This is a genomic window from Enterobacteriaceae bacterium Kacie_13, assembly GCA_013457415.1.
Lineage (GTDB): Bacteria > Pseudomonadota > Gammaproteobacteria > Enterobacterales > Enterobacteriaceae > Rahnella.
The window spans coordinates 3,718,428-3,745,426 of the sequence record CP045665.1; the positions used below are offsets into that span (position 1 = coordinate 3,718,428).

The following is a 26,999-nucleotide window of genomic DNA, read 5'->3' on the forward strand; positions in this document are numbered from 1 at the left end:
CGCGACTTAGCCTCTTTTACGACGATAAGCGGGCGATGTCTTAGGAAGGGAAATTTCCTGCATCGGCATAATAGTGGTCGAAAACTCTTTCATCACGCGACGATACACATCGCGCTTAAATGACACCACCTGACGAACCGGATACCAGAAACTCACCCAACGCCAGCCATCAAATTCAGGCGTACTGCTGCGCTGCATATTGATATCAGCATCGTTACACATCAGTTGCAGCAAGAACCATTTTTGCTTTTGGCCGATACAAACCGGCTTTGTGTCCCAACGCACCAAACGTTTTGGCAATTTATAACGTAACCAGTTGCGGGTCGACGCCAGAATACGTACATCCTTGCGGCCCAGACCCACCTCTTCAAACAGCTCGCGGTACATTGCCTGCTCAGCGGTTTCTCCCGGATTAATGCCTCCCTGAGGAAACTGCCAGGAGTGCTGACCGTATCGTCTGGCCCATAACACCTGGCCCTGCTTGTCACAGATTACGATACCAACATTCGGGCGGTAGCCATCATCATCGATCACCGGACTACCTCAATAGCTTAAAATCATAGATGTTCTGATTGTTTCACACTACCAACAGGCGGTAAACCACTGGTTAGCGCTGATCCGCACGAATAAAAATGGGATAACTTTCACTAATTGGCAAAGTTATAAACAGGCTGAGGCCAGCACCCGCGATTTTATTCACTTTTTCTGTGGATAGATGTGTGCAGAACTTAAGAGTAAGCAGGGTAAAACTCTCGTGAACTTATCCCCAGCTCGAAAACTAATATTTATAAAACACATATAAAGCATTCAGTTATGACCAATAAACCGCGTTATCAACCCTCTAAAAAGATGAGGCACGTCACACGCAGACATGATCTGGCGAAAGATCCATCAATGACGTTTTTATCCACAGCGATCGTCTAAAAGTTGACGTCGCCGGGGCAGAAATTGGATATAACACGGTCCGTCAAGCCTGTAAATCGAACCAGTGATCGGATTTATCCAGGGTTATCCAAGAAATCTGTGGATAAGTAGGGGGAAGATCCTGTTCATTGTCGCCTTCAACAGGTGGTCAACCTAAAAACTGCTTGTGATAAACCGGCCATAACCATAAAAAAAACCAAATTAAATCATGCTATTATTCATCCATCTCACGGGTATAACTTTTTATGCACTGCATTGCGCAGGGTGAGGTTAAAATTTAACCTAAATTCATGAGTGTTGTTTTTTATGTCTATTCCGTTACCTGCAACTGAACCGCCCCGTCACGAAGATGAACTGCTGCACCGCGCGCAGTCGCTAGCCGGTCATACCTTAGGCGAGCTCGCTGCCCGTGCAGGATTGCCGATCCCGGCCAATCTCAAACGAGAAAAGGGCTGGGTGGGAATGTTATTGGAAGTCTATCTTGGCGCGATTGCAGGCAGTAAACCGGAGCAGGATTTCGCCGATATTGGCATTGAGTTAAAAACTATCCCCATTGATTCGCACGGCAAGCCGCTGGAAACCACGTTTGTCTGTGTTGCACCGTTAACGGGTAACAGCGGGGTGACCTGGGAGAGTAGCCATGTGCGCCATAAACTGGCGCGGGTGTTGTGGATCCCGGTTGAAGGCGAGCGACAGATCCCACTTTCCGAGCGGCACATCGGCGCACATTTATTGTGGCAGCCTTCAAAGGAAGAAGATGAGCAGTTGCGTCAGGACTGGGAAGAGTTGATGGATTTGATCGTGCTGGGCAAAGTTGAAAGTATCACTGCGCGCCACGGGGAATTCCTGCAACTGCGCCCGAAAGCAGCAAACAGCAAAGCGTTAACCGAAGCCATCGGCGAATTCGGTCAGCCGATCCTGACGCTGCCACGAGGTTTCTATCTGAAAAAACGCTTTACCGGTGCTCTGCTGGCCCGACATTTTCTGCTCTGATGTCATCATTTAAAAATTTTAGGCACCTTTTCTGCCACTTTTGAAACCCTTTGCTACGCTAGAATGTGATTATGTCCGGACTTAATGATCTCGGGCTTTCTAAAACGTCGTGTACACACAAGGACTGATAACAATGATGAAGAAAACGTTGATGATGACCAGCGCCGCTCTGCTGGTATTCGGGCTTGCAGGCTGCGCCAGTGATTATGTGATTTCAACCAAAGACGGCAATATGATTCTGACCGACGGCAAACCGAAGCTGGATAAATCTACCGGCCTGTTGAGCTATACCGATGAACAGGGCAACGAGCGGCAGATCAACAACGACAATGTCAGCCAGGTAATGGAACGCTAAGTCGGATTTGCGTCAATCGATAAGAGCTGGTTTCGACTGGCTCTTTTGCTGCCTCCCTCGCCCTCTCTGATTACCGGCACTCTCTGCCACTTCCCCCTTTATGCCGCCTTGTATATAGTCAGATAAGGCACTTTTTCTATCAGCCTGACATTCTCAGAAGAAAGGAAGACCGGCAATGCAATATCACCGTATACCCCACAGTTCTTTAGAAGTGAGCTTACTGGGTCTTGGCACCATGACTTTTGGTGAACAAAACAGCGAAGCCGACGCCCATCAGCAACTTGATTACGCCGTTGCGGCGGGCATCAATCTGATTGATACCGCAGAGATGTATCCTGTTCCGCCACGCCCGGAAACCCAGGGTCTGACGGAAAGCTATATCGGCAGCTGGCTGAAAGCCCGTGGTAACCGCGAAAAAATCGTGCTGGCGAGCAAAGTTTCCGGCCCTTCCCGTGGCAGCGATAACGCGATTCGTCCCGCGCAGATGCTGGATCGTAAAAATATCCGCGCGGCGCTGGATGCCAGCCTGACGCGTCTGAACACCGATTATCTGGATCTTTATCAGCTGCACTGGCCACAGCGTCAGGCCAATTTCTTCGGCAAACTGGGCTATCAGTACACCGACGAGCAATCTCCGGTGACGCTGCTAGAAACGCTGGAAGCGCTGAACGAACAGGTTCGCGCCGGTAAAATCCGCTATATCGGTGTTTCCAACGAAACGCCGTGGGGCGTGATGCGTTATCTGCAACTGGCCGAGAAACACGATCTGCCGCGTATCGTATCCATTCAAAACCCCTACAGCCTGCTGAACCGCAGCTTCGAAATCGGTCTGGCGGAAATCAGCCAATACGAAGGCGTTGAGCTGCTGGCCTATTCCAGCCTGGCGTTCGGTACGTTGAGCGGGAAATATCTGAACGGCGCGAAACCGGCTAACGCGCGTAATACGCTGTTCAGCCGCTTCACCCGTTATTCTTCACCGCAGGCCGAAGGCGCCGTGGCGGAATACGTGGCCCTGGCGAAGAAACACAATCTGGATCCTTCGCAGATGGCGCTGGCTTTCGTTCGTCAGCAGCCGTTCGTTGCCAGCACCTTACTGGGTGCGACCACGCTGGAGCAACTGAAGATCAACATCGACAGTCAGGATCTGACGCTCGATGCCGAAATCATGGGCGAGCTGGAAAACATACACAAAAGATTCACCATTCCTGCACCCTGACCACAGATTTCAGACATTAAAAAAGGGCGCTCAGCGCCCTTTCGTTTTTTCAGATGCCCTGCATTTTTTCAGAGCACACAGATTTTCAAAGCACACAGAAATGCCTCAGGCCTGACGGCGCTTCTGCATAACCTGCCAGAACCACAGTGCGATAATGGCCAGCGCGAAGACCACGCCGAAGCCGATGCCTATCGCCACAACCGGTGCCCCGGCCATCACCACCAGCGAATACAGGCCGAGCATCAGCAGCATCGCGGTATTCTCGCCAAGATTTTGTACAGCGATAGCGTTACCGGCACCGACAGAGGCTTTACCACGATGTTGTAAAAGTGCGTTCAGTGGCACAACGAAGAAGCCGCCGAGCACCCCCACCACGACCAGTACAATGTATGAACTTAACATGCTGGTTTGTAGCGCGAAGACCACCACCGCGATACCAATCGCTACGCCCGCAGGCAGACAGCGTTTAACGGTCTCCAGACGGATTAACTTCGCAGCCGCACCGGCACCAAAGACAATCCCGATAGCCACCATTGCGTTCAGCAGCGTCGGCGTTTTGTTATCGGTGATCCCTAACGCAACCGGCACCCAAAGTACCAGCAGGAAACGCAGCGTTACGCCCGCGCCCCAGAACAAACTGGTCCCAACCAGCGAGAAGCGGGTTTCACCATCATTCCACAGCGTTTTACACGCCGAGAAAAACGTTCGCGTCATTTTGCCCGGATGCCAGGACTGACCGGCGCGCGCAGGGGTTAGTTTTGGAATAAACCAGTTAGCCGCCACGGCTGCGCCGTAGGCGAGCACGCAGATGCCCAGCGCCGCCAGAATATTCCAGTCAGCCAGCGCCCCACCCGCCACAGACCCAAGCAGGATCGCAGCAATCGTCGAGGCTTCCATCAGGCCGTTGGCTTTCACCAGCTGCTCACCGCTGGTGATTTCTCCCAGAATGCCGTACTTGGCCGGTGAATAGGCAGCAGCACCTATCCCCACCAGCGTATAGCCGAGAAACGGATTCAGACCAGCACAAATCACCGCCGCACCACCGAGTTTTAGCAGGTTGGCAACCATCATCACGCGGCCTTTGGAGAAGCTGTCAGCAAACTGCCCGACAAACGGCGCGAGAATAATGTAAGTCGCAACAAACGCCATCTGCAAAATGGGCTGACTCCAGTCCGGATAGAGCTGTTGTTTGATCAGCGCCAGCGCAGCGAACAGCAGCGCGTTATCGCCGAACGCAGATAAAAACTGCGCCACGATCACCGCCGTCATGCTTTTTGACATCAGCGGCGAGGCCGCCGCTAAAGGATTACTCATGCCTCAGTCTCCGGTTTTTCTGCCATCTCGCGCAGGGTGACAAAATCTGGTTTTCCGCTGCCGAGCAACGGCAGGGCTTTGACCACGCGAATATCACGCGGTACGGCGAGTTCGGGCAGCCCCAGATCGCGCGCCGCTTTGCTCAGCGCATCGCGACGAAGCTCTGCGTCAGTCGTAAACAGCACCAGCGCTTCACCTTTGCTGCTGTCGCTGCGTGACGTCGCCGCATGCTGGCCGTCCGGCGAAGCTTTAATCGCCAGCTGCTCCACACTTTCCAGCGACACCATCTCACCGGCCAGTTTGGCAAAACGCTTCACGCGGCCACGAATGGCGCAAAACCCTTTTTCATCGAGCGTGACGATATCGCCGGTGTCGTACCAGCCAGCCTGCATTTCGCCTTCGGTATTTTCAGCCTGTGGTGTTTCCAGTACGCCAGGATTTTCGACGCGCAGATAGCCTTTCATGATGTTCGGACCGCGCAGTTGCAGGCGTCCGCCCTCTTCGATACCCGGCACCTTAATCAGACGCGCTTCCATGCCCGGTAAAATCTTCCCGACGGTGTTTACTTTAGTCGCCATCGGCACGTTGATCGCCACCACCGGCGCACATTCAGTCACGCCGTAGCCTTCAAGAATGCGGATACCAAATTTGTTCTGCCAGACTTCCTTGGTGCTTTCCGCCAGTTTCTCCGCACCGGCTACCACGTAGCGCAACCGGGCAAAATCATAAGGATGGGCAAAGCGGGCGTAGTTACCGAGGAAGGTGGAGGTGCCAAACAGCACGGTACAGTTCTGGTCGTAAACCAGCTCTGGGACAATGCGGTAATGGAGCGGGCTCGGGTAAAGGAACACGCGCGCACCGGTCAGCAGTGGCGTTAACAGGCCGACGGTCAGCCCGAAGGCGTGGAACAACGGCAGCGACGACATGAAACGGTCACGCGGCGTGAAGTCCGCGACGGTGCGGATCTGCTCGACGTTTGCCAGCAGGCTGGCGTGTGAATGCACCACACCTTTCGGATTACCTTCTGAGCCTGAGGTGAACAGCACCAGCGCGGCGTCGTCAGCCTTTTGCGGCAGCATCGCGCGGCGCGGGAAGATAAGGTGGAACAAGATCCACAGCTTATCTTGCGTGGTGACCGTGTCTTTCAAATCTTCCAGATACACCCAGTTGGCTTGCGGCACATTCTCAGGCAGATGGGTCAACTTGCCTTTCTCAAGGAACTGGCGGGAGGTGATGATGGTTTTGATTTGCGCCGCTTTCATCGCACTTTGCAGCCCCTTCGCCCCGGCGGTGTAGTTGAGCAGCGCCGGAATCCGGTTACGCATTGAGGCACCAAACAACGCCGCCGCCATGATGGTGGCATTCGGCAGCAGCATCCCGACGTGTTCCCCTTCGCGGGTAAAACGTTGCAGGATGCGACTCACGCCGAGGGACTTTTTCAGCAGCCCCTGATAGGTATCTTCTTTAAACGCGATATCAGCGATGCATTTTTTGCGGCGGCCATAACGCGTTTGCGCGGACAGCAGCGCTTCATACAACGTTTGTGGCTCGCGAGTCGCCATGCGCGCCTGCATCATCACTTTATGCAATTGCTCACCGGCCAGTATCCGGCGGTCACGCGAGCGGGGTGCATCCGGCATTGGGATCGTCACCGGTGGAAGAAGGTTGATGGTGATTTTCGGGAACCAACGGATTTTAAAGCTACCGAACAGGCGGCCAAACGGCGTGTATTCCGCGCCGTCGATACGCACAGGAATGACCGTCGCCTGAGACTTAGCCGCCACAAAAGCCGCACCGTCGTAAATCTTCATTAATGAACCGGTGACCGTGATCCGCCCTTCCGGAAAGACCACGACCGGACGCCCCTTCTCCACTTCGCGGATTAGGTGCTTAATCGCCATTGGCTTGGTCGGGTCGAGCGGCATAAAGTCCACGTACGGCTTCAGCCAGCGCATGAACCAGGTATCGGTAATGTTGGAATAGACCGCAAATACAGGTTTGACCGGCAGGAAAAGCACCAGCAGCATGCCGTCAATAAAAGAAACATGGTTGGGTGTCAGCAGTAAACGCGGGTAATCAAATGAAGATTTCGCCGGCGTCACCGTAACCCGGAACGCAACGCGAAACAGCCACCTGAACGCGGCGAAAAGAAAGTTATACATGTTTGCCATCTCCTTATGTGTCATCCCTGATCCTGAAAGAAAAAGGTTGGGGAAACAGCATACTATAAGCCGCAGAATAATGACGACAGTCAGGAGTGAGTTTAGGAAGACGCTGAGCCAGTTGTCAGCATTGAGGCAAAAAAAAACCTACGCATCCGCGTAGGTTGGTGCAAATTTAATCGGTATCAACATGCAGAGCACGTTGATGATTCACCAATCAATACCTCTGGGACGTTCAATCTATCTGGTTTGTGGTAATCACAGCCAGCAGGCAATCGAAACATAATTCCGCAAAGTGTAACGAGTGGTGAAAATGCTCCCGGTTTTAATCATTTAATGCTGATTGCGTCACTTCAACCAGGCAACTCATGGCATTTGGCCCCTGCGTTAATCGCGAGGTGCCAATATCGAGCGTAAGCACATTCGGATTCCCGGCCTGTTCCGTCTCCTGCCATTTAGCGCCGAAGCCCGGATTAAACCACGCACCGGTGGACATCAGCACCACTCCGCGCGTGATCCCGTCGTTGAACGACACACCGGCCAGACAGCTGCCGCGCGCATTATGCACTTTGACACGATCGCCGTCGTTCAGCTGGCGGCTGGCCGCATCCTCTGGGTGCATAAACAGCGTTTCTTTTCCGGCAGTCTTGTTCGATTGTGCCAGCGGCGACTGATCGAGCTGGCTGTGCAGACGGTCTTTCGGCTGGATGGAAATCAGGTGCAGCGGCCACTCTTTTGCCGTCTCCGCGCCCAGCCATTCGACCGGCGGTTGCCATTCCGGATGCGGTGCGAAATCGGCATAACCGTATCCGGCGATGGTTTCCGAGAACAGTTCGATCTTACCGCTGTGCGTGCCAAGCGGGTTCGCACGCGGACTTTTGCGGAATTCCTCGAAGAACACAAAATCTTTTTCCGGCATCGGCAGTTCCACAAAACCGCGTTCCCAGAAGGATTCAAAGTCCGGCCAATCCACGCCCGTGCCTTTCTGCGCTTCACCGCACTGGCGGTAAATATGGCGCAGCCACTGATCTTCGTTGCGCCCCTGCGTGAACTGCTCGCGATAACCCAGACGGTCGGCGATATCGGCAAAGATATCAAAATCGTTACGCGCCTGATGCTGGGGTGCAATCGCCTGATGCATCGCCAGCACGAAGCGGTCACGTGAGGATCCACCGATGTCGTTACGTTCGAGCGAAGTGGTGGCAGGCAGCACGATATCCGCCATCTGCGCGGCCGGCGTCCAGACGTTATCCTGCACAATGATGGTATCCGGCTTCTGCCACCCTTCCACCAGACGGTTCAGCTGCTGATGATGATGGAAGGGATTGCCGCCCGCCCAGTGCACCAGATGGATATCGGGATAATGCTGTGTTTCGCCCTGAAACTCGTACGGCTGTCCCGGATTGAGCAGCATGTCGCTGATGCGCGCAACGGGGATTGCCAGGCCAGAAGGATTCGGCCCGGCACTGACAGCAGGACCCGGCGTGTCATAACGCGGGTTACCGACACTGTTCATCGAACCATGGCCGAATGAGAATCCACCACCCGGCAGGCCGACCTGTCCAAGCATCGCGGAAATCGCGATCATCATCCAGTAAGGCTGCTCGCCACGGTGGGCGCGCTGCACGGAATACGAACAGGTGATGAAACTACGTACGCCGATCAAATCATCGGCCAGACGCGCGATACGCTCCGCCGGTATGCCGGTAATGTGGCTTGCCCAGTCAGGCGTTTTCGCCACACCATCTTTCTCGCCGCGCAGATAAGCGGCGAGTTGCGGATACCCCACGCAGTGGCTGGCGAGGAATGTATCGTCCTGCGCTTCTTTGCGCTGAATTTCATAGGCGATCGCCATCATCAGCGCCGCATCGGTGTTCGGGCGAATAGGGATCCACTCAGCATTGAGGAATTCCGGGCAGTCATCGCGCATCGGGCTGATATTGATGACCCGGGTGCCTTTCTTCGCCAGCTGTTCCAGCGCCGGTTTCAGCGTATGTTCCACTGCACCGCCGGAGGCCACCTGCGCATTTTTCAGCGCCAGACCACCGAAAGCCAGCAGGATTTCAGCGTGTTCCACTACGCTCGGCCATGAGGTCACGCGCCCTGTCAGCGGCGTGAAAGTGCCGATAACATAAGGAAGGAAAAACTGCGCTGAGCCCCAGCTGTAGTTTCCCAGCTGATCCACGCCGCCGCCGCCGGTAAAATAGAAACGGCGCACCAGCGAACGCGCATGATGCAGGCGTCCGGCGGAAGACCAGCCGTAAGAGCCGTTGAAAATGCCGGATGCGCCATAACGGTCGCGCACGCGGCGGTTCTCTTCAGCCACCAGATCCAGCGCCACATCCCAGTCCACTTCAACAAAATCTTCCCGGCCCCGCAGCGAGCGATCGCTGTTTTCGCGTTTTTGCAGCCACGAACGACGCACCGCTGGTTTACGGATCCTTTTATCGGAATAAACCAGCGGCACGATGGAATCGAGTAAAGGCGAAGGATCAGCATCCGCAGAATAGGGTTCGCAGCGGATTAACCGCCCGTCTTCCACTACGGCGGTGTACGCGCCCCAGTGAGCCAGTTGCGGATAGCGTTTTATGGACATGTTTTTTATTTTCTCAGCGCAGGCGTTTGACCTTAAAAATACCATTCACGCTGTATCCAGTTCAAAGAACAAATAATCTTAATCAATATCATTTCTGCCCTTTCTGACTGCGATTTCCGTTAAACCCGACGTTCTTTTGTCGTTACATCAGGCTTGCATCAAAAAGTTGCGATCGTCATCCTTGCAGCCACCTGTCTTTTCCGCAAGACTGGCGGTGTAAACGATTACCCTCACGGAATAGCGGAAGTGTTATGGCAACGATTAAGGATGTAGCAAAACTGGCAGGCGTATCGGTTGCGACCGTTTCACGCGTAATAAACCATTCTCCGAAGGCCAGTGAAAGCTCGCGGGAAGCGGTTCAGAGCGCCATGCAACATCTGCAATATCACCCGAATGCCAACGCCCGCGCGCTTGCCCAGCAGGCGACCGAAACGCTGGGGCTGATCGTCGCTGACGTCTCCGATCCATTCTTTGGCGCGATGGTCAAAGCGGTGGAACAGGTGGCTTATGCCACCGGCAATTTCCTGCTGATTGGCAACGGTTACCATAACGTTGAAAAAGAGCGCCAGGCGATTGAGCAGTTGATCCGCCACCGCTGTGCAGCGCTGGTGGTTCACGCCAAAATGCTTCCGGAAGATGAACTGACCAGCCTGATGCAGCAAATTCCCGGCATGGTGTTGATTAACCGCACGCTGCCCGGTTTCGAACATCGCTGTATCGCGCTCGACGACCGTTACGGCTCCTGGCTGGCAACCCGTCATCTGATTCAGGCCGGGCATAAACGCATAGCCATCCTGTGTTCTAACCACGGTATTTCCGACGCCAGCGACCGTCTGCAAGGCTATATCGACGCGCTGACAGAGAATAATATCGCCGTGGATGACAAACTCATCGCCTACGCCGAACCCGATGAAGTCGGGGGTGAAAAAGCTATGGCAGATTTGCTGGGGCTGGGGAAAGGGTTCACGGCAGTCACCTGCTACAACGATTCGATGGCCGCCGGCGCTTTATCGGTATTAAGCGATAACAGCATTGATGTGCCGGGCGAAATCTCGTTGATCGGCTTTGATGATGTGCTGATCTCCCGCTATCTGCGCCCGCGTCTGACCACGGTGCGTTATCCGGTCGTGGCGATGGCGAATCAGGCGGCGCAGCTGGCGTTAGCGCTGGCGAACGGTCAGCCGTTGCCCGAAACCACTCATATGTTTAGCCCGACGCTGGTTCGGCGTCATTCGGTGAGCGGGCCTGTGGTCAGCTAAGAGACTGTTTGTAAACGCGGACGGGCTTGTCAGGATAATCCAGCGCATCGCCAATATAGCGCCAGCCAAAACGTTCGTAATAGCCGGTGAATTCGGCGTAAAGATAGAGTTCGGAAAAGCCGCTGCGGCGGCTGTGCTCGAGAAGAAACGCCTGCAACTGCTGCCCCAGCCCGCGAGAGCGGTAATCCTTATCGACGTACAGCGCGGCCAGCCACGGCGTGAGATCCTGACGGCTTACCAAATCGCAGCGCCATAAACCCACCGTCCCCGCCAGCCGTTCGCCTTCCAGCGCGATAAAAGTTTGCGGCAGATCCGCCCCCGACAGGCAGCTTTGCAGCACGCTTGCAAAAAAATCGCGGCTGTTTTCGCTGCCAAACGCCTGCCACAGCCAGTCGGTCACCTGTTCTTTAAATTCTGGCCGCGCGCTGAGGTTAATGATCTGCATCGCGTTCAGACCATCTTTCCCTGAAAAATAGGCACAGATTCAAACAGATAGCCATCGAACTCCGGCGCATCAACGTCCGAAAGTTCCATCAGGGTATTTTTCACGTTTTCCATGTGCTGCCACATCGCCTGATAAGATCCCATCACATCGCGGCGGCGCAGCGCGGCCAAAATATTCTGATGATCAGCCAGCCATTTCAGGCGATAACCGCGCGTGGCGATATGGCTGTGTAACTGTTTCCACAGCGGACTGGAATCGCGGTGCATCCAGATATTTTTGACCGAATCGAGCAGCATCTGGTTTTGTGTCGCACCGGCAATCAGCAGGTGAAACAGGCGGTCGTTGTCGCCACTTTCATCGTTGGCTACGATGGCGGTTTGTTCCTGCTCCAGTGTGCGGCGCAGATTTTCGATATCAGACTTGGTGGCCATTTTGGCGGCAAACGCGGCGATATTACTTTCGAGCAGTTGCCGCGCCTGTAAAATCTCAAACGGGCCAATCTGCCCCTGATACATCAGTTCATCTTCGCCCTCTTCCTGCGAAGGAATGCGGATCACATATACGCCCGAGCCCTGACGTATGTCCACCGTGCCTTCGAGCTCCAGCATCAGCAACGCTTCGCGCACGATGGTCCGACTGACACCATAGGTTTCCGCCATATTGCGCTCCGGCGGCAGACGGGATCCCACGGCGAACTGCCCTTGCTTGATTTGCTCGCGCAGGTCATGCCCGATTTCCTGATACTGTTTTCTGTCCTGCGAAACCACACCTTTTTCCACACGCTCACCTTGCTGCAAAACAAAAATGAAAATCCAAAATAACTCGGGCTGCAGGCTAATGCACAACGCACCTGCAACCTGAAGAATGACGGATTACTTTATCAGACTTAATGCCTGATCAAGCACTTTCGCACCATTGAGCGTTCCATAAGCCATCATATCAATGACATCGATCGGAATATTGTGTTCATCGGTCAGCTTTTTATTTTCCGCCAGTTTGAATCTCACCTGTGGCCCTAGCAGCACCACCTGAATATCGCGACCATAGGCTTCCAGTTCATCACGCAGATTATTTTCCGGGATGGCGTAGATCTGAAATTCCAGACCCCGGGCGGCGGCTTCTTTTTCCATTTTGGTGACCACAAGGGAAGTGGACATCCCTGCCGAACAGGCTAAAACGATACGTTTCATAGTGTTTCCTCGGGTTATTTATCTTCGTCATCCAGCGTCAAAGACAACACGCCATTTTCACTTAACGATTTAAACCAGCGGGATGATTTCTTCTGATGACGATTCCGGTTGTCATCGAGGTCAATTTCAATCAGCCCATAGCGATTTTTGAAGGCATTCATCGGTGAGACGTTATCGGTAAACGCCCACAGCATATATCCCTGACAATTCGCGCCGTCCTCCCGCGCTTTTAATGTCCAGTAAAGATGTTCGGCAATAAATTCAATGCGGTAATCATCCTGAATTTCACCGGTTGCAGCATCACGGAACTGGTCTTCGTTTTAGATGCCCATACCGTTCTCGGCCACAAACCACGGAATATTGTCGTATTCCGATTTAATACGCATCGCCATGTCATACACCACGCGCGGATAAATTTCCCAGCCGCGGGATTTATTCATCCGCCGCCCCGGTAATTCAAAATGTTCGTAATAGTAAGCCGGGTGGAATGGCGTCTCTTTATTCCATTCACGGGACGGCGCTTTTACGCGATGCGGGTAATACAGATTAATCCCCACCTCATCCACGGTATTATTTCGGATGATCGCCAGTTCCTGTTCGGAATAATCAAAATCAACGCAATGCTTTTCGAGTAACGCCAGCAACTCCTGCGGATACTCGCCTTTTATCATCGGATCTAAAAACACGCGGTTGTAGAACAAATCGTATAAGTGCGCCGCCTTCTGATCGTGCGGCGCACCTGAACGTGCGTACGTCACTTCAGGATTTAAGATCACCCCGATGGTAGCCGCTGCGTTATAGCCTTTGCGGTAAAACAGCTCGACGACTTTGGCTGTCGCCAGCACTTTGTGGTGATTCCACTGCATCCATTTCGCCGTGTTCTGCTCGAACGGCCAGCGGATGGCATCCAGATACACGCGGGTTTGCACCACCACAGGTTCGTTGAACGTAAACCACCGGTCGACTTTATGGGCGAAACGCTCAAACACTTTCTCAGCGTACAGCACGAACAGTTCGACGACTTTCTTTGAGCTCCAGCCATCATATTTTTCAATCAGATACGCCGGAAGTTCGTAGTGCTCAAGGCACAGCATCGGCACGATGCCCTGCCGTTTCATCTCGTCGAGCAGTGAATCGATGTAGGCAGCATATTCCTCATCGACGGTGCCCAATTCATAGTCGGTAAGAAAACGCGACCAGTTGATCGACGTGCGGTAATGGCTTAGCCCGATGGCCTTCATCAGCGCCACGTCTTCTTTGTAACGGTGAATGAAATCCGTAGCTTTGGCCGGGCCGTAGCCGTTGTGCCAGACGTGACGGCTGTTTTTGTACCAGAGATCCAGATACGAATCCTGCCCGTCTTTCTTGCCGCTCCAGCCCTCGGTCTGCCACGCGGAAGCCGCAGCACCGAGGATAAATCCCTCAGGAATGGCGATGGAAACCTTGCTCATAACAGTCCTCTTTTATCCGAATAATTTTGTGAGCGTCAGGCGGTCACAGCCTGTTTCTTCTGCATCGCCTCAAGCTGTGCCTGCTCGGCGCGGCGCGAGGCCACTTTCACAAACGGCAGATAAATCAATACTGACACCACGATACAACCAGCCTGAGTGATCACCGCCCCCATCGAACCGGCGGTGGATAACCAGGCGTTGATGATAGGCGGTGTAGTCCACGGCACCATCACTACAGCGCGTCCGGCAAAGCCGAGGCTGGTGGCGAAATAACCGATGGTGCCTGTAATAAGCGGCGTGATGATGAACGGGATAGCCAGGATCGGGTTAAGCATAATCGGCATACCGAAAATCACAGGTTCGTTAATGTTGAACACACTTGGCCCGAGCGACAATTTGGAGATTTCACGCATTTCTTTACGGCGGGTGGCGAGCATCACCGCCAGTAATAAGCCGATGGTGCAGCCGGAGCCGCCGATGCTCATATACACATCCCAGAACGGCATGGTGATGATGTTCGGCACTTCATGACCCTGCTCGAATGCCGTCATGTTGACCATGATCGCGCCCAGCAGCAGCGGTTCGCGAATAGGTTTGATCATCTGATTACCGTGGATCCCAATCACCCAGAACAGTTGCGCGACAAACATCAGCAGAAGAATTCCCGGCAGGCTTTGCATCACAGATTCCAGCGGACGCTGGATCACCTGATACACCGCATCGTACAGATACATGCCGGTGACCTGATGGAACACAAATCCGAAGGTGGCAATAATCACCACCGTAATGATGGCGGGAATTAACGCCGAGAACGACGCTGAAACATTTGGCGGCACGCTTTCCGGCATCTTAATTCGCAGACCGCTGTAGCTTTCCAGTTTGGAATAAATCTCCACCGACAGAATGGCAATAAACATCCCGAGGAACAGACTTTTGGTATCGGAGAATTGCTTCGCCAGTACGTCTTTTACTTCCTGCATCTGACCATTCACCATCATATCGACGGTGGTGGGCGTCACGGCAATAAAACAGATGACCGCCAGCAGGCCGGGAAATAACGAGCGCGAGCCGTTAATTCTGCCTAACTCAATACCGATTAAGAAGACGGCACCAATTGTCAGGAAACTCAGCGTGGCGTAGTTAATACTGCTCATGATCGGTTTGAGCGTGGCCAGCCACGACAACATTTCAAAGTGAGCTAATCCGTTTTTCGGATCCATCACCATGTTAGAAATTAAAACTGAGAATGCCCCCACAATAATGACGGGCATTAATGTGATAAAAGCCGCCTTGATAGCCATAATGTATCGGTAGCTATTGAAGGTATTGGCGAATCCCCCGAGAGAATCGATGAAACGGTCTTTAAATGACATGACACCACCTCTTTTAATTTTGTGTAAAACTGTACAGGTGTTTGTTTCGCATTGACCTTTCATACTGCTGAAAGAAAAGGTGTCGCGCGAAGTAGAGCCAGATTCCGTTTCTGAAAGTGATCCTGTCGGCCTGCTTTCCGCTTTATTTCATCCATAAAGCGCAATGTGGCATGCCAAAAAATAGCGGAATGAGAATTAATTTCTGTGACAGTGTTCTCACATGTGAATATTGGAATTCCAATATGATGAATTCACACTTTTCTGGTATACCAATTTGGAGTTTTCGATGGAATTCGATCTGGAACAAACGGTGATGGAGTTATTGATCAACGCCGGAGAAGCACGATCTAATGCAATGATGGCGATTCAGCACGCGCGTAAAAGAGAGTGGGCCGAAGCCGACGCGATGCTTAAAGCATCCGACGACGCGGCGCGCGTCGCGCACAAAGTGCAGACGCAGCTGATCGGCCTGGATGAAGGCGTGGGCAAAATACCGGTGAACTTGATCATGGTGCACTCGCAGGATCACCTGATGACCGCCATGTTGTGCCGCGAACTGGCCGAAGAGATCGTGTTACTGAGAAAGGAAATGTTTGATAAACAGTAAATTAATCCTAAGCATCCCCTAAATCATTCGGGTTGAATCAAGTCGGCAACGGAGTGAATCCCCGGGAGCATACACACGTATGTGACCGGGGTTCGTGAAGGCAGCCAACGCAGAGTCAGCGCGAAGGATGACGGGGATTACAGTTCTAAAGCCAGCAGCTCTTCTATCGTCTGACGACGACGAATCACACGCGGTACGCCATTCTCGAACAGCACTTCCGGCAGCAGCGGACGACTATTGTAGTTAGACGACATTGATGCGCCATACGCGCCAGTATCGTGGAATACCAGATAATCGTCGATGTTCACCGGTGGCAGCGGGAAGGTTTCAACGCTTCCGCCTGCCTGCTGGGTAAAGACATCACCGGATTCGCACAGCGGGCCAGCGATTACCGAATCCGTCAGCGGTTGCCCTTCCAGCTCGCGGCCATCGGCAGGTAACAGCGAAATGTGGTGATAGCTGCCGTACATCGCCGGGCGCATCAGATCGTTAAAACCTGCATCGCACAGCACAAAGTGACGGCTCCCCATATTTTTCACCGCACGGATTTGTGCCACCAGAACGCCGGATTCCGCCACCAGGAAACGCCCCGGTTCAATTTCCAGTTTTACTTCATGCCCCAGATGCGCGGCGATTTGCTCGCGGGCGCGGTTCCACAAGCCAAAATAATGTCCGGTATCAATGGATTCTTCCTCAAAATGATACGGAATCGACAAGCCGCCACCGGCGGAAATCGCTTTAATATCGTGTCCGGTGTCGATCACCTGACGCACCATCGCATCGCAAACCTGCTCGAGATGGCCGTAATCTACGCCGGAGCCAATGTGCATATGGATGCCCACCAGTTTCAGACCGTAACGGGTGATTTCTGCCAGCGCCTGCGGTAAATCGGCATACCAGATCCCGTGTTTGCTGTTTTCACCGCCGGTATTGGTTTTCTGGCTGTGGCCGTGGCCAAAGCCAGGATTTACTCGCAGCCACACCGGATGTCCGGCTTTATGCTGCCCAATCTGACTCAGCATGTCTATGGAACCGGCATTCACCGGGATATCCAGCGCAGTAACGCGTTCGAGCGTCGGCTGATCCAGCACGTCGGCGGTAAAGACAATTTCACTCTTCTCGCGGCCCGGAATAAAACCGGCCACCAGCGCACGTTCAATTTCACCCAAAGAAACAGAATCCACCTTCACACCCTGCTCACGCATCAGGCGCAAAATGTGAATATTCGAACAAGCTTTCTGCGCAAAACGGATAACGTCGAACTGACGCAGCTGCGAAATTCGTGCTTTGATGATTTCTGCATCATAAGCCCAGACCGGGCAGCCAAATTGTTGGGTCAGAGCCAGTAAATTGTCAGCGGTAAGCGCTGTCGTGGTGTCGTTCAGGGCGCGTGGCATAAGGTTTCCGTCAGGTGAAGTCAGTCACATTTTCCTCAGTATGCCGTGAGAACACCTGGCGATAAAATATCTATTTCAGGCCAGTCTATTCATTTATGATATGGATTCATGTTTGTGAACCGGATGAAAATCATGCCCGCCATCTCCCTGCGTCATATCGAAATTTTTCATGCGGTGATGACCACCGGTAACCTGACAGAAGCCGCCGCGCTGCTTAGCACTTCGCAGCCGACCGTCAGCCGCGAGTTGGCGCGCTGCGAAAAGCTGCTGAATTTGCAGCTGTTCGAGCGTTTGCGCGGACGTTTGTACCCGACAGTGCAAGGGTTACGATTATTCGAAGAGGTGCAGCGGTCGTATTACGGGCTGGACAGGATCGTCAGCGCGGCGGAGGGGATCCGCCAGTTCGAGCAGGCGCAGCTGTCCATCGCCTGTCTGCCGGTGTTCAGCCAGTCGCTGTTGCCGGCGGTCTGCAAACCCTTTCTGGATAAATACCCTGACGTCAGTTTCAATATTGTGCCGCAGGAGTCGCCGTTGCTGGAAGAATGGCTTTCGGCGCAGCGCCACGATTTAGGGCTGACCGAAAATACCCAGACGCCTGCCGGCACCGAACGCCAGACGCTGCTAACGCTCAACGAAGTGTGCGTATTGCCCGCCGGGCACCCGCTTGCGGCGAAGCCGTGCCTGACACCACAGGATTTCAACGGCCTTAATTTCATCAGCTTATCGGCGACAGATAGCTATCGTCATCTGCTCGATACGCTGTTCACCGAGCAGCACGTAGCGCGGCGGCTGGTAATGGAAACGCACAGCGCCGCATCGGTGTGCAGCATGGTACGCGCGGGCGCGGGTGTGTCAGTAGTCAACCCGCTGACCGCTTTAGACTATGCCGATAACGGCGTTGTTATCCGCCAATTCAGCGTTGCCGTGCCCTTTACCGTCAGCCTGATCAAACCGCTGCACCGCCCCGCTTCCGCGCTGGTCACCACCTTCACCGAACATTGTCATCAGCAGGCGCTGCGGTTTGCTGAACGGCTTGAAATTGCGGTTTCGGCGATCCCATAAAAAAGGCCACACAGAAGAGATTCTGTGTGGCCTTTTTACTGCTTTAAGCAGACATTACGCGACGACTTTTTCAGCCTTTTTCGCCGCGCGACGGAAGGTAATTACACACAGCACGAAGCCGATGGCACCAAGGCCACCCGCAGCCAGAGGGACGCTGCTCAGCCCCATACCGCGTTCGATCACCGCACCGCCCACCCAGGCACCCAGCGCATTGCCGACGTTGAATGCCGCAATGTTCAGCGTCGAGACCAGATTCGGCGCGTTTTTGCCGTAGGTCACCACATTCACCTGCAATGCCGGAACCGCCGCAAAGTTGACCATCGCCCAGATAAACAGGGTAATTTCAGCTGCTACCAGATGAACGCTGGTGTAGCTGAACAGCACCGAGAACACGGCGATCAGCAGGAACGTGGTGGTCAGAGAAACACCCAGACGCCAGTCCGCCAGACGCCCACCGACCACATTACCGATAGTCAGGCCAAGGCCAATCAGCAGCAGCGTCCAGCTGACACCGTGCTCGGAAACGCCGGTGATTTCGGTCAGGATCGGCGCGATGTAGGTAAACAGCGCAAACATTGCCGCCGCGAAGAAAATAGTGATCGACAAAGACAGCCACAGGCCGAGGCTTCCCAGCGCGCGGATTTCTTTGCGCAGGTCCGTAGGCTCTTCTTCTTTCTTATCCGGCAGCTTCTTATACAGCGCGAAAAGCGACGCTACCCCGATAACGGCTACGACCCAAAACGTTGAACGCCAGCCAAACGCCTGGCCGAGTGCGGTGCCCAGCGGCACCCCCAGCACGTTAGCCAGAGTCAGGCCGGTAAACATCAGCGCCACCGCAGATGCACGACGGTTCGGTGCCACCAGGCTCGCCGCCACTACCGCGCCAATCCCGAAGAATGCGCCGTGACACAGAGCGGTGATTACACGCGCCAGCATCAGGAAACCGTAACTGTACGACAGCGCACACATTACGTTGCCGAAAATAAAGATGCCCATTAACAACAGCAGAGTGTTTTTGCGCGGCAGTTTCGCGGTCAGTACCGCCATAATCGGCGCACCGATGGCCACGCCCAATGCGTATCCGCTGATCAACCATCCGGCAGAAGGAATACTGACATTCAGGTCACCAGCCACGTTAGGCAGCAGCCCCATAATGACAAATTCTGTAGTCCCGATGGCAAATGCGCTTAGCGCCAGTGCCAGAAGTGCGACAGGCATAAAAACTCCCCGTTATATTATTTAACCCATTTTTGAACGACGCTCAGCCGGACGGGCTTTAACAAGTCAGTCTGGCGAAACAAAAGAAATAAGAAAATCAGACAGAAAATCAGCAGCGACAGAAATCGATAACCTTGTGTGTTTTATGGTTTTTATGCTGTTTTCCCTTTACAGAAATACCATGCAGATCACACTTTTGACCATACGCAGTCTGTGCCCTGTGCTCTAAAAAGGGCATGCATTACCATTAACATCATCAACATCAATGCGTTATATAAATGTGAGAAAAGATGTCAAAAAGGAACCGTTCCCGGCAAACTGACGTTTTAGCGCGGCTCACTCTTTTCCCCGCTCAAAGACAGCCAGCGCGGATGGCCTTTAAACCATTCCACCAGAAAATCGAGCAGTGCGCGCAACGCGGCAGGCATTTGCCGCCGTGAGGCATAAATCGCATAAATCCCCATCTCCTGCGGCTGCCAGTTTTCGAGCAGCGAAACCAGCTGCCCGCTGGCGATCAACGGGGCTGCCGAATAATAGGGCTGCATGACGATGCCGGCGCCTTCCACCGCGCCGGTCAGCAACACCAGCGATTCATTGGCGCTAAGATTGCCACTCACCGGCACCGCAACTTTCTCGCCCTGCCGCTCAAATTGCCACAGGCTTTTGCCAAAGTAAGAGTACGTCAGGCAGTTGTGCACGCTCAGATCCTGAGGATGCTGCGGTGTGCCCTGGGCCGCGAGATAGGCCGGAGATGCACACACCACCGAAGGACAAAGTGCCAGCGGGCGCGCGATCAGGTTCGGATCGAGATCGTTCGTGATGCGCAGCGCCAGATCGATGCGATCCTCCACCAGATTGATCGCCCTGCTCTCCAGCTGAAGATCAATACTGACTTGCGGATGCCGTCTTAAAAACTCACTGACGGCAATCACCACTGCCCCCTGCCCGAAAGACTGGGAGCAGCTCAGGCGCAGCAAACCGCGCAACGCTTCATTAGAGGTATCCGCCACGCTGCCCATATCCGCTGCCACCGCGAGCATCTTGCGACAGCGCGCCAGCGTATTTTCACCGGCATCAGTCAGGCTCAGTTTACGGGTGGAACGGTGCAGCAGGCGCGCGCCCGACCACTTTTCCATCTCCGAAAGATAACGTGTCACCATCGCCCGCGACATATTCAGCGATTCGGCGGCACTGACCATACTTCCACGTTCAACGATGGCAACAAATACTTGTGCAGCGGTAATTCTGTCCATGATTCGTCCGGTTTATGCAACAAACAGTTGCGTATTATCCTGTTTTTCTGGCGGATTATGCAACGTACAGTAGATGCTTACTGAACGTGATTATTTTTGCACCCTGAGGAAACGTTATGCGTCTTGATCTCTTAAAACCCCTGGCCTTAATGGCCGCCCTGCTCGGCAGCAGTCTGACTGCTCACGCCGCCACCGCGCTGAAGATGGACGTCTATAATCCGGGCGAAAGTGCCATCTTCCCGGTGTCTTCAGAAATCATTACCGGCGAGAAAGAAGCCGTTCTGATCGACGCCCAGTTTCAGCGTAACGATGCCGAAAAACTGGTCGAAAAAATTAAAGCCACCGGCAAAAAGCTGACTACTGTTTACATCAGCCAGTCAGACCCTGATTTCTACTTCGGGCTGGACGTGATCCATGCCGCGTTCCCGGAGGCCAAAATCATCGCAACGCAGGCGACCATCGATCTGATCAACGCCAGCAAAGACGGCAAAGTCGCTTTCTGGGGCCCGCAACTGAAAGAGAACGCGCCGAAATCCGTGATCGTCCCGCAGCCACTGAAAGGCAATACATTCGAGCTGGAAGGACACAAATTTGAAGTGAAGGGCGTCGATGCCGCGCGTACGTTCGTCTACATTCCTTCGCTGAAAGCCGTCGTCGGTGGTGTGCTGGTGAATGGCGACAACATGCACGTCTGGACAGCGGACACCCAGACCGCGAAATCCCGTAAGCAATGGGTGGAAGCGCTGGATGAAATCGCCGGTCTGAAACCCGATGTCGTCGTGCCGGGGCATTTCCTGCCGGGCGCACCGCATACGCCTGAAGCGGTGAAATTCACCCGTAATTATCTGCTGACGCTGGAAAAAGAGCTGCCGAAAGCCAAAGATTCCACCGCGCTGGTTGCCGCGATGAAAAAGCATTATCCGCAGCTGAAAGATGACTCTTCATTACAGCTGAGCGCGAAAGTATTGAAGGGGGAAATGCAGTGGCCTTAAAGTTCTTTCAATCAACTGTTTAAATAAAAAACCTGCATAGCGCGGTTTTTTATTGGCAGGCGTGGACAGAACTTACGGCGTTACCCTTATAAATTCCCCTTCGGCCTGGACATTATGTCCAAATCCGCAGTCGCCGGTGGTGTGCAGTTTGACGTTTTCAGCGCCGAAATTCATGTCTACCGTACATTGCCCTTCACCTGCTGAGGCGTCATCGGCTTCATGGTAAACGGCGTGATTGTCTTTAATCGCCGTAACCACCGAGAATTCCCCAATGTTCGGGCCGTAGTACAGCGACATCTGCCCCATGTACTGGCCGGAGAAATCGATTTTGAATTGCGCCTCTTCGGCTTTGACGTCCACCAGGTTCCAGCTGCCGTAACCGGCATATTGCCAGTATTCTCCGGCTGCACTCTCCGGTTGCGGAAGTGCATCGAGTTTCGGCTGGATCTGGCTGAGGTTGTATTGTGATTTTTTGTCAGCAGGCGCCAGCATCAGCCAGGCTTTGGCTTTGCGATAATTACCCTGACGGATGTAGGTCAGCGCGATGTTGTTGTATGCCGTCGCAATCTGATCCTGCGGCTTGTGACAGAACTCGCTCCAGGCCACCTGATTACGGAAAACTTCGCGCGCTTTGGCGAATTCACCCTGCTGGTACGCCACTTTTCCGGCAGAGGCGTAAATACCTGCTTTCACGCAATCGGCGTTAATGTCCGGTTCATCAATCTGGGCAAACGCCTGGGCGCTGGTAAAACATCCTGCCACCAGCAGAAAATTCACTGCGACTTTCATCAAACATCCTTCTACTTTTGTGGTCTACAGAGCTTCGTGCTGGAAAAACATCCTTACAAGTGCTTTATTGCCCTATCGCGCTAAGGCACTCATTCTGGGATGATTAGGCTTCACAACATATCGATTAAACATGGCAATTATGACTAAAAAACCTGGGAAATCGGCGCAATGGGGCGCCGTCTGGCAGTTGATTAAGCCTTATTGGCGCTCAGAAGAAAAGTGGCGTGCCTGGAGCATGTTGGCCACTATCGTTATCCTCTCACTGGCGACCGTCTACATCAGCGTCCTGCTTAACGAATGGAACCGCGTGTTTTACGATGCGCTGCAAAACAGAAACTACCCGGTTTTCAAAGCCCAGCTGTGGAAATTTACCTGGCTGGCGCTGCTTTTCATCGTCATCGCGGTGTACAGGGTTTACCTGACGCAGGGCCTGCAAATGAGCTGGCGGCGCTGGATGACTGAAGAGTATATGGAGAAGTGGCTGACCAATCACGCCTATTATTACACGGAGTACCAGCATCAGGTGGATAACCCCGATCAGCGTATTTCCGATGACCTGAACGCCCTGACCAGCGGCACGCTTTCACTGGTTCTCGGGTTGCTGTCGAGCGTTGTCACGTTGTTCTCTTTCGTCTTTATTCTGTGGTCGATCAGTGGCCCGCTTAACTTTGTGTTCGCCGGCCATCATTTCGATATCCCCGGCTACATGGTGTGGTTTGCCCTGCTGTACGCGGCGCTGGGCTCATTCATTATCTGGTGGATCGGTAAGCCGTTAGTCAAACTCGGATTTAATCAGGAATGGTTCGAGGCTAACTTCCGTTTCGGGCTGATCCGTATCCGTGAAAACAGCGACGCGATTGCGCTGTACCACGGCGAGAAAAACGAACGCGACCAGCTTTCCGGCAAGTTTGATTCGATCAAAACCAACTGGTGGTCGATCATGCGCGTCACCCGTCGTCTGAATATCGCCTCCAACTTTTACGGCCAGTTTGCCAATATCTTCCCGATTCTGGTGGCCTCGCCACGCTATTTCGCCGGTGCGATCCAGATGGGTGCACTAATGCAAATCGCTTCCGCGTTCGGTCAGGTGCAGGGCGCGCTGTCATGGTTCATCGATGCCTTTACCGATCTGGCTAACTGGAAAGCGACCGTTAACCGTCTGGCAGGTTTCAACGCCGCAATTGATCAGGTTAATGCCCAGCCACGCGGCATTAAAGTCGGTGAAAGCGCGGAACATGCGCTGAAACTCGATAACCTCACGCTGAACTTGCCGGACGGCAGCCCGCTGTTCTGCAACGTTTCTGCCGACATGAAACCGGGCGAACGTGTACTGATTGCCGGTCCTTCCGGCTGCGGTAAATCTACGCTGTTGCGCGCCATTGCGGGTATCTGGCCTTACGGTGCAGGCAGTATCGCGCTGGCGCAGGGCAAGCGTTACCTGTTCTTACCGCAGCGCAGTTATATTCCGATCGGCACTTTGCGCGATGCGCTGAGTTATCCGGACGCCAGCCGCGAATACACCGACGAGCAGCTGCAGCGCGTGCTGGAGCAATGCCGCCTGCCGCATCTGGCGTCAGTCGCCATGCTTGATGAATATGCCAACTGGAGCCAGCGCCTGTCGCCGGGCGAGCAGCAGCGTCTGTCGTTTGCCCGCGCCCTGCTTATCAAGCCGGATACGCTGTTCCTTGACGAAGCGACCAGCGCAATGGATGAAGAAACTGAGCATCGGGTTTATGCGTTGCTGCTGAGTGAATTACCGGAAACGTCGGTCATCAGCGTTGCGCACCGTAATACGGTGGCGAAGTACCATCAGAACTGCTGGCGTTTCAAAAACCAGGAAAACGGCCCGTGCGGGTTTACATCGAGCGCCGTTCTGCCTGAATAGCGTCTGAGGCCCGCGTAACAAACTATCGAAGCGTATAAAGGTTGCTGATAACAGCAACCTTTTTTTAATTTCATAACCCATTTCAGCGCACAAAACCCGCAACACAATTTGTTCAAATGTATACCCGGCTATACAATTATACTTAACAGCTATTCTTTAGTGACCGGGGGTTTGATGAAAATTGATAAGAATTCGTTCACGCCGCTCTACCTGCAAATTGAGCAGCAGCTGACCGAAAAAATCAGCGCAGGTGCCATCAAACCCGGTGAACCGATCCCTACGGAAGCGGCGCTGTGTGAGATTTACGGCGTATCGCGCATGACCGCGCGAAAAGCGGTGGATTATCTGGTGCGTCAGGGCAGAGTAGCGCGTTTTCGCGGGCGAGGTACCTTTGTGGTCGAGCCGCCAAAACAGCAGAAAATCATTTTGCCACTGGACCGGCATCTTACCGCCAGCGAAGTGGCGCAGGAAAATAATCAGCGAATTGAAAATCAGGTGCTCGAGTTTCGCCGCATCCCTGCGAGTGAAAGTATTGCTGCTGAACTGAACGTCCCCGCAGGTACAGAAGTCTATTTCATGATCCGCCTGCGACTGCTGGGCGATGAACCTTTTGTGTACGAACAGTGCTGGATGCTGTGCGATCGATTCCCGGATATCACCCGCGCAGCGATGACTTCTTCGAAATATGCCTATATCCGCTCGAAAGGTTTTCAGCCATCGGGAAGCACCAAACTGATTTCAGCAGAATTGCCTTCTAACGAGATCCGCCTCGCGCTGAATTTGTCGCGCGACCAGCCGGTGCTCCATTCTCACGCCATCGTCACTTTTACCGACGGTTCGTTGTTTGAAGTTTCCGATGTGTACTACAACCAGAAAAACTACGGCTTCAGCGTCCATGCCAAAGTCAAAAGTTAGGCTATACCTGAAAGCTCCGCTTTCACCAGATTTGCGACCTGTTCGACCTGCGGGCCGTAAATCACATGCACGTCAGTTTCAGTAATCCGTTTCACGCCTGCCGCCCCGGTTTTCATCAAAGTGCCATCCTGCACCTGTGACATATCTTTCACCTTCACGCGCAGACGGGTGAAGCAGCAATCGACCGCCGTAATATTTCCCTCACCGCCCAGCCCGATAATAATATTTTTGGTTTTCTCCCCGGTGCCCTGCGCAGGTTTAGCGCGTTCCTCAGCGTCATTCTCATCCTCACGCCCCGGTGTTTTCACCTGCATGCGCAGGATCACCCAGCGGAAGCTGAAGTAGTACAGCGGCGCGTAAAGTATCCCGAGGATCAGCGGATACCACCAGTGCGTTTTGCTGCCTCCGAGTACGCCGAAGATCAGGAAATCGATCGCCCCGCCCTGCACGTTACCTATCATCACGTGGAACATTTGCATTAGCACGAATGAAATCCCGGTCAGCACCGCATGCAGGATATACAGCACAGGTGAAACGAAGATAAAGCAGAACTCCAGCGGCTCAGTAATGCCGGTGGTAAACGATGCCAGTCCGCCCGCCAGCATCAGCGCTTTCACTCGTCCTTTATGCTCAGGGCGCGCGCAGTGATACATCGCCAGCGCCGCCGCCGGTAAGCCAAACATCATTACCGGGATCTTCCCCTGCGCCAGGAACCGCGTCGCCTGCTGGGTTACGGCATCGGGGATCATACCCGGATTGGCCAGCGCGGCGTTGAAGATATTCAGCGCACCGACGATGCTTTGATTATCCACCGTCGTCACCCCGCCAATCGGCGTGAAACGCACGGTTTCGTTGATGATGTGATGCAGACCGGTGGGGATGAGCAACCGCTCAGAAGTCGCATAAATAAACGTGCCGACTTCACCGGTTCGCCCGATAAGCTCGCCGACCCACTGGATGCCCTGCGCGACGGTCGGCCAGATAAGCGACATCAGCACACCGACAATCGGCAATACCAGAATAGTCACGATCGGCACAAAGCGCCGTCCGCCGAAGAAAGCAATCGCCGTAGGCAGCACGATGGTATAGAACCGGTTGTGCAGCCACATGGTGATAAGCCCCACCAGCACCCCGCCGAGCACGCTCATGTTGTAGGTGAAAATCCCCAGCGTGTTGGTGAACTCCGCCGCGTAAATCATCGCATCGCTTTCGGTCATGCCTTTGGCGGTGAGCTTCGCGACAGTAATGGTTTCCGGCGTAATGCCCTGTGCCAGCAGGCTATAATTAACCCCGACGTGCAACCCGACAAAGCCGATCACTGCGGAAAAGGCCGCCGTGGCCTTCTCTGCATTGGCCAGTCCCATCGCGGTTGCGACGGCAAAGAACAGCGGCAGATTAGCGAACAACGCACCGGACACCTGCCGGATAAACCCGATCACCAGCTGTAGCGTTTTCATCTGCGTGAACGCTTCCCCGGTCACCGACGGGTTCTGCAACGCGGCGGCCAGCCCTAAGAAAATCCCGGCGGCGGCGATCACCGAGATAGGCGTCATCAGGGCTTTGCCCAGGTCGTGAATTTTGCTGCCAAGTTTAATCATCTGAA

The 26,999-nt window shown here is 53.8% G+C and carries 22 protein-coding genes and 2 pseudogenes; 9 read left to right on the forward strand and 15 right to left on the reverse strand.

Going from position 1 to position 26,999, the window contains the following annotated elements; genetic code table 11:
* Window positions 1-6 precede the first annotated feature (6 nt).
* The gene (rppH, locus tag GE278_16980) at window positions 7-534 is read right to left on the reverse strand and encodes an RNA pyrophosphohydrolase (protein QLK62360.1); all 528 of its coding nucleotides are present in this window, start codon (window positions 532-534) and stop codon (window positions 7-9) included.
* Between the two features lie 23 nt (window positions 535-557).
* Window positions 558-742: pseudogene (locus GE278_16985) on the reverse strand (hypothetical protein).
* Window positions 743-1,230: 488 nt separating this feature from the next.
* Between GE278_16985 and mutH the strand changes: the two are divergent.
* From mutH to GE278_17000, 3 genes are all read left to right on the forward strand, one after another.
* A complete protein-coding gene (gene mutH / locus GE278_16990; GenBank protein QLK62361.1) occupies window positions 1,231-1,917 on the forward strand; it encodes a DNA mismatch repair endonuclease MutH in 687 nt (228 codons plus the stop codon).
* 136 nt (window positions 1,918-2,053) lie between these two features.
* Entirely contained in the window at window positions 2,054-2,272 is a 219-nt protein-coding gene (locus tag GE278_16995) for a YgdI/YgdR family lipoprotein (protein ID QLK63323.1), read from the forward strand.
* A gap of 175 nt (window positions 2,273-2,447) precedes the next feature.
* Window positions 2,448-3,488: an NADP(H)-dependent aldo-keto reductase gene (locus tag GE278_17000; GenBank protein ID QLK62362.1), complete on the forward strand. Its 1,041-nt coding sequence runs from the start codon at window positions 2,448-2,450 to the stop codon at window positions 3,486-3,488.
* A 105-nt stretch (window positions 3,489-3,593) separates the two neighbouring features.
* Here the strand turns inward: GE278_17000 and lplT are convergent, their stop codons facing one another.
* The 3 genes from lplT to GE278_17015 form a co-directional block, all read right to left on the reverse strand.
* Window positions 3,594-4,802 carry a lysophospholipid transporter LplT gene (lplT, locus tag GE278_17005; protein ID QLK62363.1) on the reverse strand — a complete coding sequence of 403 codons (1,209 nt, stop codon included), beginning with the start codon at window positions 4,800-4,802 and terminating at the stop codon, window positions 3,594-3,596.
* Window positions 4,799-6,964 (reverse strand): bifunctional acyl-ACP--phospholipid O-acyltransferase/long-chain-fatty-acid--ACP ligase, encoded by a 2,166-nt coding sequence (locus GE278_17010; protein ID QLK62364.1) that lies wholly within the window; start codon window positions 6,962-6,964, stop codon window positions 4,799-4,801. The genes lplT and GE278_17010 overlap by 4 nt, the downstream gene beginning before the upstream one ends.
* A 325-nt stretch (window positions 6,965-7,289) precedes the next feature.
* Entirely contained in the window at window positions 7,290-9,560 is a 2,271-nt protein-coding gene (locus tag GE278_17015; protein ID QLK62365.1) for a molybdopterin-dependent oxidoreductase, read from the reverse strand.
* A gap of 251 nt (window positions 9,561-9,811) precedes the next feature.
* On the opposite strand from GE278_17015, the gene galR reads away from it, so the two are divergent.
* Window positions 9,812-10,819: an HTH-type transcriptional regulator GalR gene (galR, locus tag GE278_17020; GenBank protein ID QLK62366.1), complete on the forward strand. Its 1,008-nt coding sequence runs from the start codon at window positions 9,812-9,814 to the stop codon at window positions 10,817-10,819.
* Here galR and GE278_17025 read toward each other — a convergent pair.
* From GE278_17025 to GE278_17045, 5 genes and pseudogenes are all read right to left on the reverse strand, one after another.
* A complete protein-coding gene (locus GE278_17025) occupies window positions 10,812-11,264 on the reverse strand; it encodes a GNAT family N-acetyltransferase (protein ID QLK62367.1) in 453 nt (150 codons plus the stop codon). The two genes, galR and GE278_17025, sit on opposite strands and share 8 nt — an antisense overlap.
* 5 nt (window positions 11,265-11,269) lie before the next feature.
* The gene (locus tag GE278_17030) at window positions 11,270-12,043 is read right to left on the reverse strand and encodes an FCD domain-containing protein (protein ID QLK62368.1); all 774 of its coding nucleotides are present in this window, start codon (window positions 12,041-12,043) and stop codon (window positions 11,270-11,272) included.
* 93 nt (window positions 12,044-12,136) lie between these two features.
* Window positions 12,137-12,454 carry a PTS sugar transporter subunit IIB gene (locus GE278_17035; GenBank protein ID QLK62369.1) on the reverse strand — a complete coding sequence of 106 codons (318 nt, stop codon included), beginning with the start codon at window positions 12,452-12,454 and terminating at the stop codon, window positions 12,137-12,139.
* A gap of 14 nt (window positions 12,455-12,468) precedes the next feature.
* Window positions 12,469-13,905 (reverse strand): annotated as a pseudogene (locus GE278_17040) (family 1 glycosylhydrolase).
* Between the two features lie 35 nt (window positions 13,906-13,940).
* A complete protein-coding gene (locus GE278_17045; GenBank protein QLK62370.1) occupies window positions 13,941-15,278 on the reverse strand; it encodes a PTS sugar transporter subunit IIC in 1,338 nt (445 codons plus the stop codon).
* Window positions 15,279-15,564: 286 nt separating this feature from the next.
* Between GE278_17045 and GE278_17050 the strand changes: the two genes are divergently transcribed.
* Complete coding sequence (locus tag GE278_17050) at window positions 15,565-15,885, forward strand: PTS N,N'-diacetylchitobiose transporter subunit IIA (GenBank protein ID QLK62371.1); 321 nt, start codon at window positions 15,565-15,567, stop codon at window positions 15,883-15,885.
* A 137-nt stretch (window positions 15,886-16,022) separates the two neighbouring features.
* Here GE278_17050 and lysA read toward each other — a convergent pair whose 3' ends face one another.
* A complete protein-coding gene (gene lysA, locus GE278_17055; GenBank protein QLK62372.1) occupies window positions 16,023-17,282 on the reverse strand; it encodes a diaminopimelate decarboxylase in 1,260 nt (419 codons plus the stop codon).
* A 132-nt stretch (window positions 17,283-17,414) separates the two neighbouring features.
* On the opposite strand from lysA, the gene GE278_17060 reads away from it, so the two are divergent.
* A complete protein-coding gene (locus GE278_17060) occupies window positions 17,415-18,344 on the forward strand; it encodes a LysR family transcriptional regulator (GenBank protein QLK62373.1) in 930 nt (309 codons plus the stop codon).
* 54 nt (window positions 18,345-18,398) lie between these two features.
* Here GE278_17060 and GE278_17065 read toward each other — a convergent pair whose 3' ends face one another.
* Both GE278_17065 and GE278_17070 read right to left on the reverse strand, forming a co-directional pair.
* Window positions 18,399-19,562, reverse strand: a complete 1,164-nt coding sequence (locus GE278_17065) for an MFS transporter (protein QLK62374.1) — start codon at window positions 19,560-19,562, stop codon at window positions 18,399-18,401.
* 326 nt (window positions 19,563-19,888) lie between these two features.
* Window positions 19,889-20,815, reverse strand: coding sequence for a LysR family transcriptional regulator (locus tag GE278_17070; protein ID QLK62375.1), 927 nt, complete (start codon window positions 20,813-20,815; stop codon window positions 19,889-19,891).
* 116 nt (window positions 20,816-20,931) lie between these two features.
* Here GE278_17070 and GE278_17075 point away from each other — a divergent pair, with 116 nt between their 5' ends.
* Complete coding sequence (locus tag GE278_17075; protein QLK62376.1) at window positions 20,932-21,807, forward strand: MBL fold metallo-hydrolase; 876 nt, start codon at window positions 20,932-20,934, stop codon at window positions 21,805-21,807.
* Between the two features lie 72 nt (window positions 21,808-21,879).
* Here GE278_17075 and GE278_17080 read toward each other — a convergent pair whose 3' ends face one another.
* A complete protein-coding gene (locus tag GE278_17080; protein QLK62377.1) occupies window positions 21,880-22,596 on the reverse strand; it encodes a tetratricopeptide repeat protein in 717 nt (238 codons plus the stop codon).
* Window positions 22,597-22,726: 130 nt separating this feature from the next.
* Between GE278_17080 and GE278_17085 the strand changes: the two genes are divergently transcribed.
* Both GE278_17085 and GE278_17090 read left to right on the forward strand, forming a co-directional pair.
* Entirely contained in the window at window positions 22,727-24,481 is a 1,755-nt protein-coding gene (locus tag GE278_17085; GenBank protein QLK62378.1) for an ATP-binding cassette domain-containing protein, read from the forward strand.
* Between the two features lie 174 nt (window positions 24,482-24,655).
* On the forward strand, window positions 24,656-25,396 hold the full coding sequence (locus GE278_17090) for a UTRA domain-containing protein (GenBank protein QLK62379.1): 741 nt from the start codon (window positions 24,656-24,658) through the stop codon (window positions 25,394-25,396).
* On the opposite strand, the gene GE278_17095 is transcribed toward GE278_17090, so the two are convergent.
* The gene (locus GE278_17095; protein QLK62380.1) at window positions 25,393-26,994 is read right to left on the reverse strand and encodes a PTS maltose transporter subunit IICB; all 1,602 of its coding nucleotides are present in this window, start codon (window positions 26,992-26,994) and stop codon (window positions 25,393-25,395) included. The genes GE278_17090 and GE278_17095 overlap by 4 nt on opposite strands.
* Window positions 26,995-26,999: the final 5 nt, after the last annotated feature.

Coding starts and splice junctions, on each gene's coding strand:
- mutH (QLK62361.1), top strand. CDS start 1,231: ATGTCTATTCCGTTACCTGCAACTGAACCGCCCCGTCACGAAGATGAA.
- GE278_16995 (QLK63323.1), top strand. CDS start 2,054: ATGAAGAAAACGTTGATGATGACCAGCGCCGCTCTGCTGGTATTCGGG.
- GE278_17000 (QLK62362.1), top strand. CDS start 2,448: ATGCAATATCACCGTATACCCCACAGTTCTTTAGAAGTGAGCTTACTG.
- lplT (QLK62363.1), bottom strand. CDS start 4,802: ATGAGTAATCCTTTAGCGGCGGCCTCGCCGCTGATGTCAAAAAGCATG.
- GE278_17010 (QLK62364.1), bottom strand. CDS start 6,964: ATGTATAACTTTCTTTTCGCCGCGTTCAGGTGGCTGTTTCGCGTTGCG.
- GE278_17015 (QLK62365.1), bottom strand. CDS start 9,560: ATGTCCATAAAACGCTATCCGCAACTGGCTCACTGGGGCGCGTACACC.
- galR (QLK62366.1), top strand. CDS start 9,812: ATGGCAACGATTAAGGATGTAGCAAAACTGGCAGGCGTATCGGTTGCG.
- GE278_17025 (QLK62367.1), bottom strand. CDS start 11,264: ATGCAGATCATTAACCTCAGCGCGCGGCCAGAATTTAAAGAACAGGTG.
- GE278_17035 (QLK62369.1), bottom strand. CDS start 12,454: ATGAAACGTATCGTTTTAGCCTGTTCGGCAGGGATGTCCACTTCCCTT.
- GE278_17045 (QLK62370.1), bottom strand. CDS start 15,278: ATGTCATTTAAAGACCGTTTCATCGATTCTCTCGGGGGATTCGCCAAT.
- GE278_17050 (QLK62371.1), top strand. CDS start 15,565: ATGGAATTCGATCTGGAACAAACGGTGATGGAGTTATTGATCAACGCC.
- lysA (QLK62372.1), bottom strand. CDS start 17,282: ATGCCACGCGCCCTGAACGACACCACGACAGCGCTTACCGCTGACAAT.
- GE278_17060 (QLK62373.1), top strand. CDS start 17,415: ATGCCCGCCATCTCCCTGCGTCATATCGAAATTTTTCATGCGGTGATG.
- GE278_17065 (QLK62374.1), bottom strand. CDS start 19,562: ATGCCTGTCGCACTTCTGGCACTGGCGCTAAGCGCATTTGCCATCGGG.
- GE278_17070 (QLK62375.1), bottom strand. CDS start 20,815: ATGGACAGAATTACCGCTGCACAAGTATTTGTTGCCATCGTTGAACGT.
- GE278_17075 (QLK62376.1), top strand. CDS start 20,932: ATGCGTCTTGATCTCTTAAAACCCCTGGCCTTAATGGCCGCCCTGCTC.
- GE278_17080 (QLK62377.1), bottom strand. CDS start 22,596: ATGAAAGTCGCAGTGAATTTTCTGCTGGTGGCAGGATGTTTTACCAGC.
- GE278_17085 (QLK62378.1), top strand. CDS start 22,727: ATGGCAATTATGACTAAAAAACCTGGGAAATCGGCGCAATGGGGCGCC.
- GE278_17090 (QLK62379.1), top strand. CDS start 24,656: ATGAAAATTGATAAGAATTCGTTCACGCCGCTCTACCTGCAAATTGAG.
- GE278_17095 (QLK62380.1), bottom strand. CDS start 26,994: ATGATTAAACTTGGCAGCAAAATTCACGACCTGGGCAAAGCCCTGATG.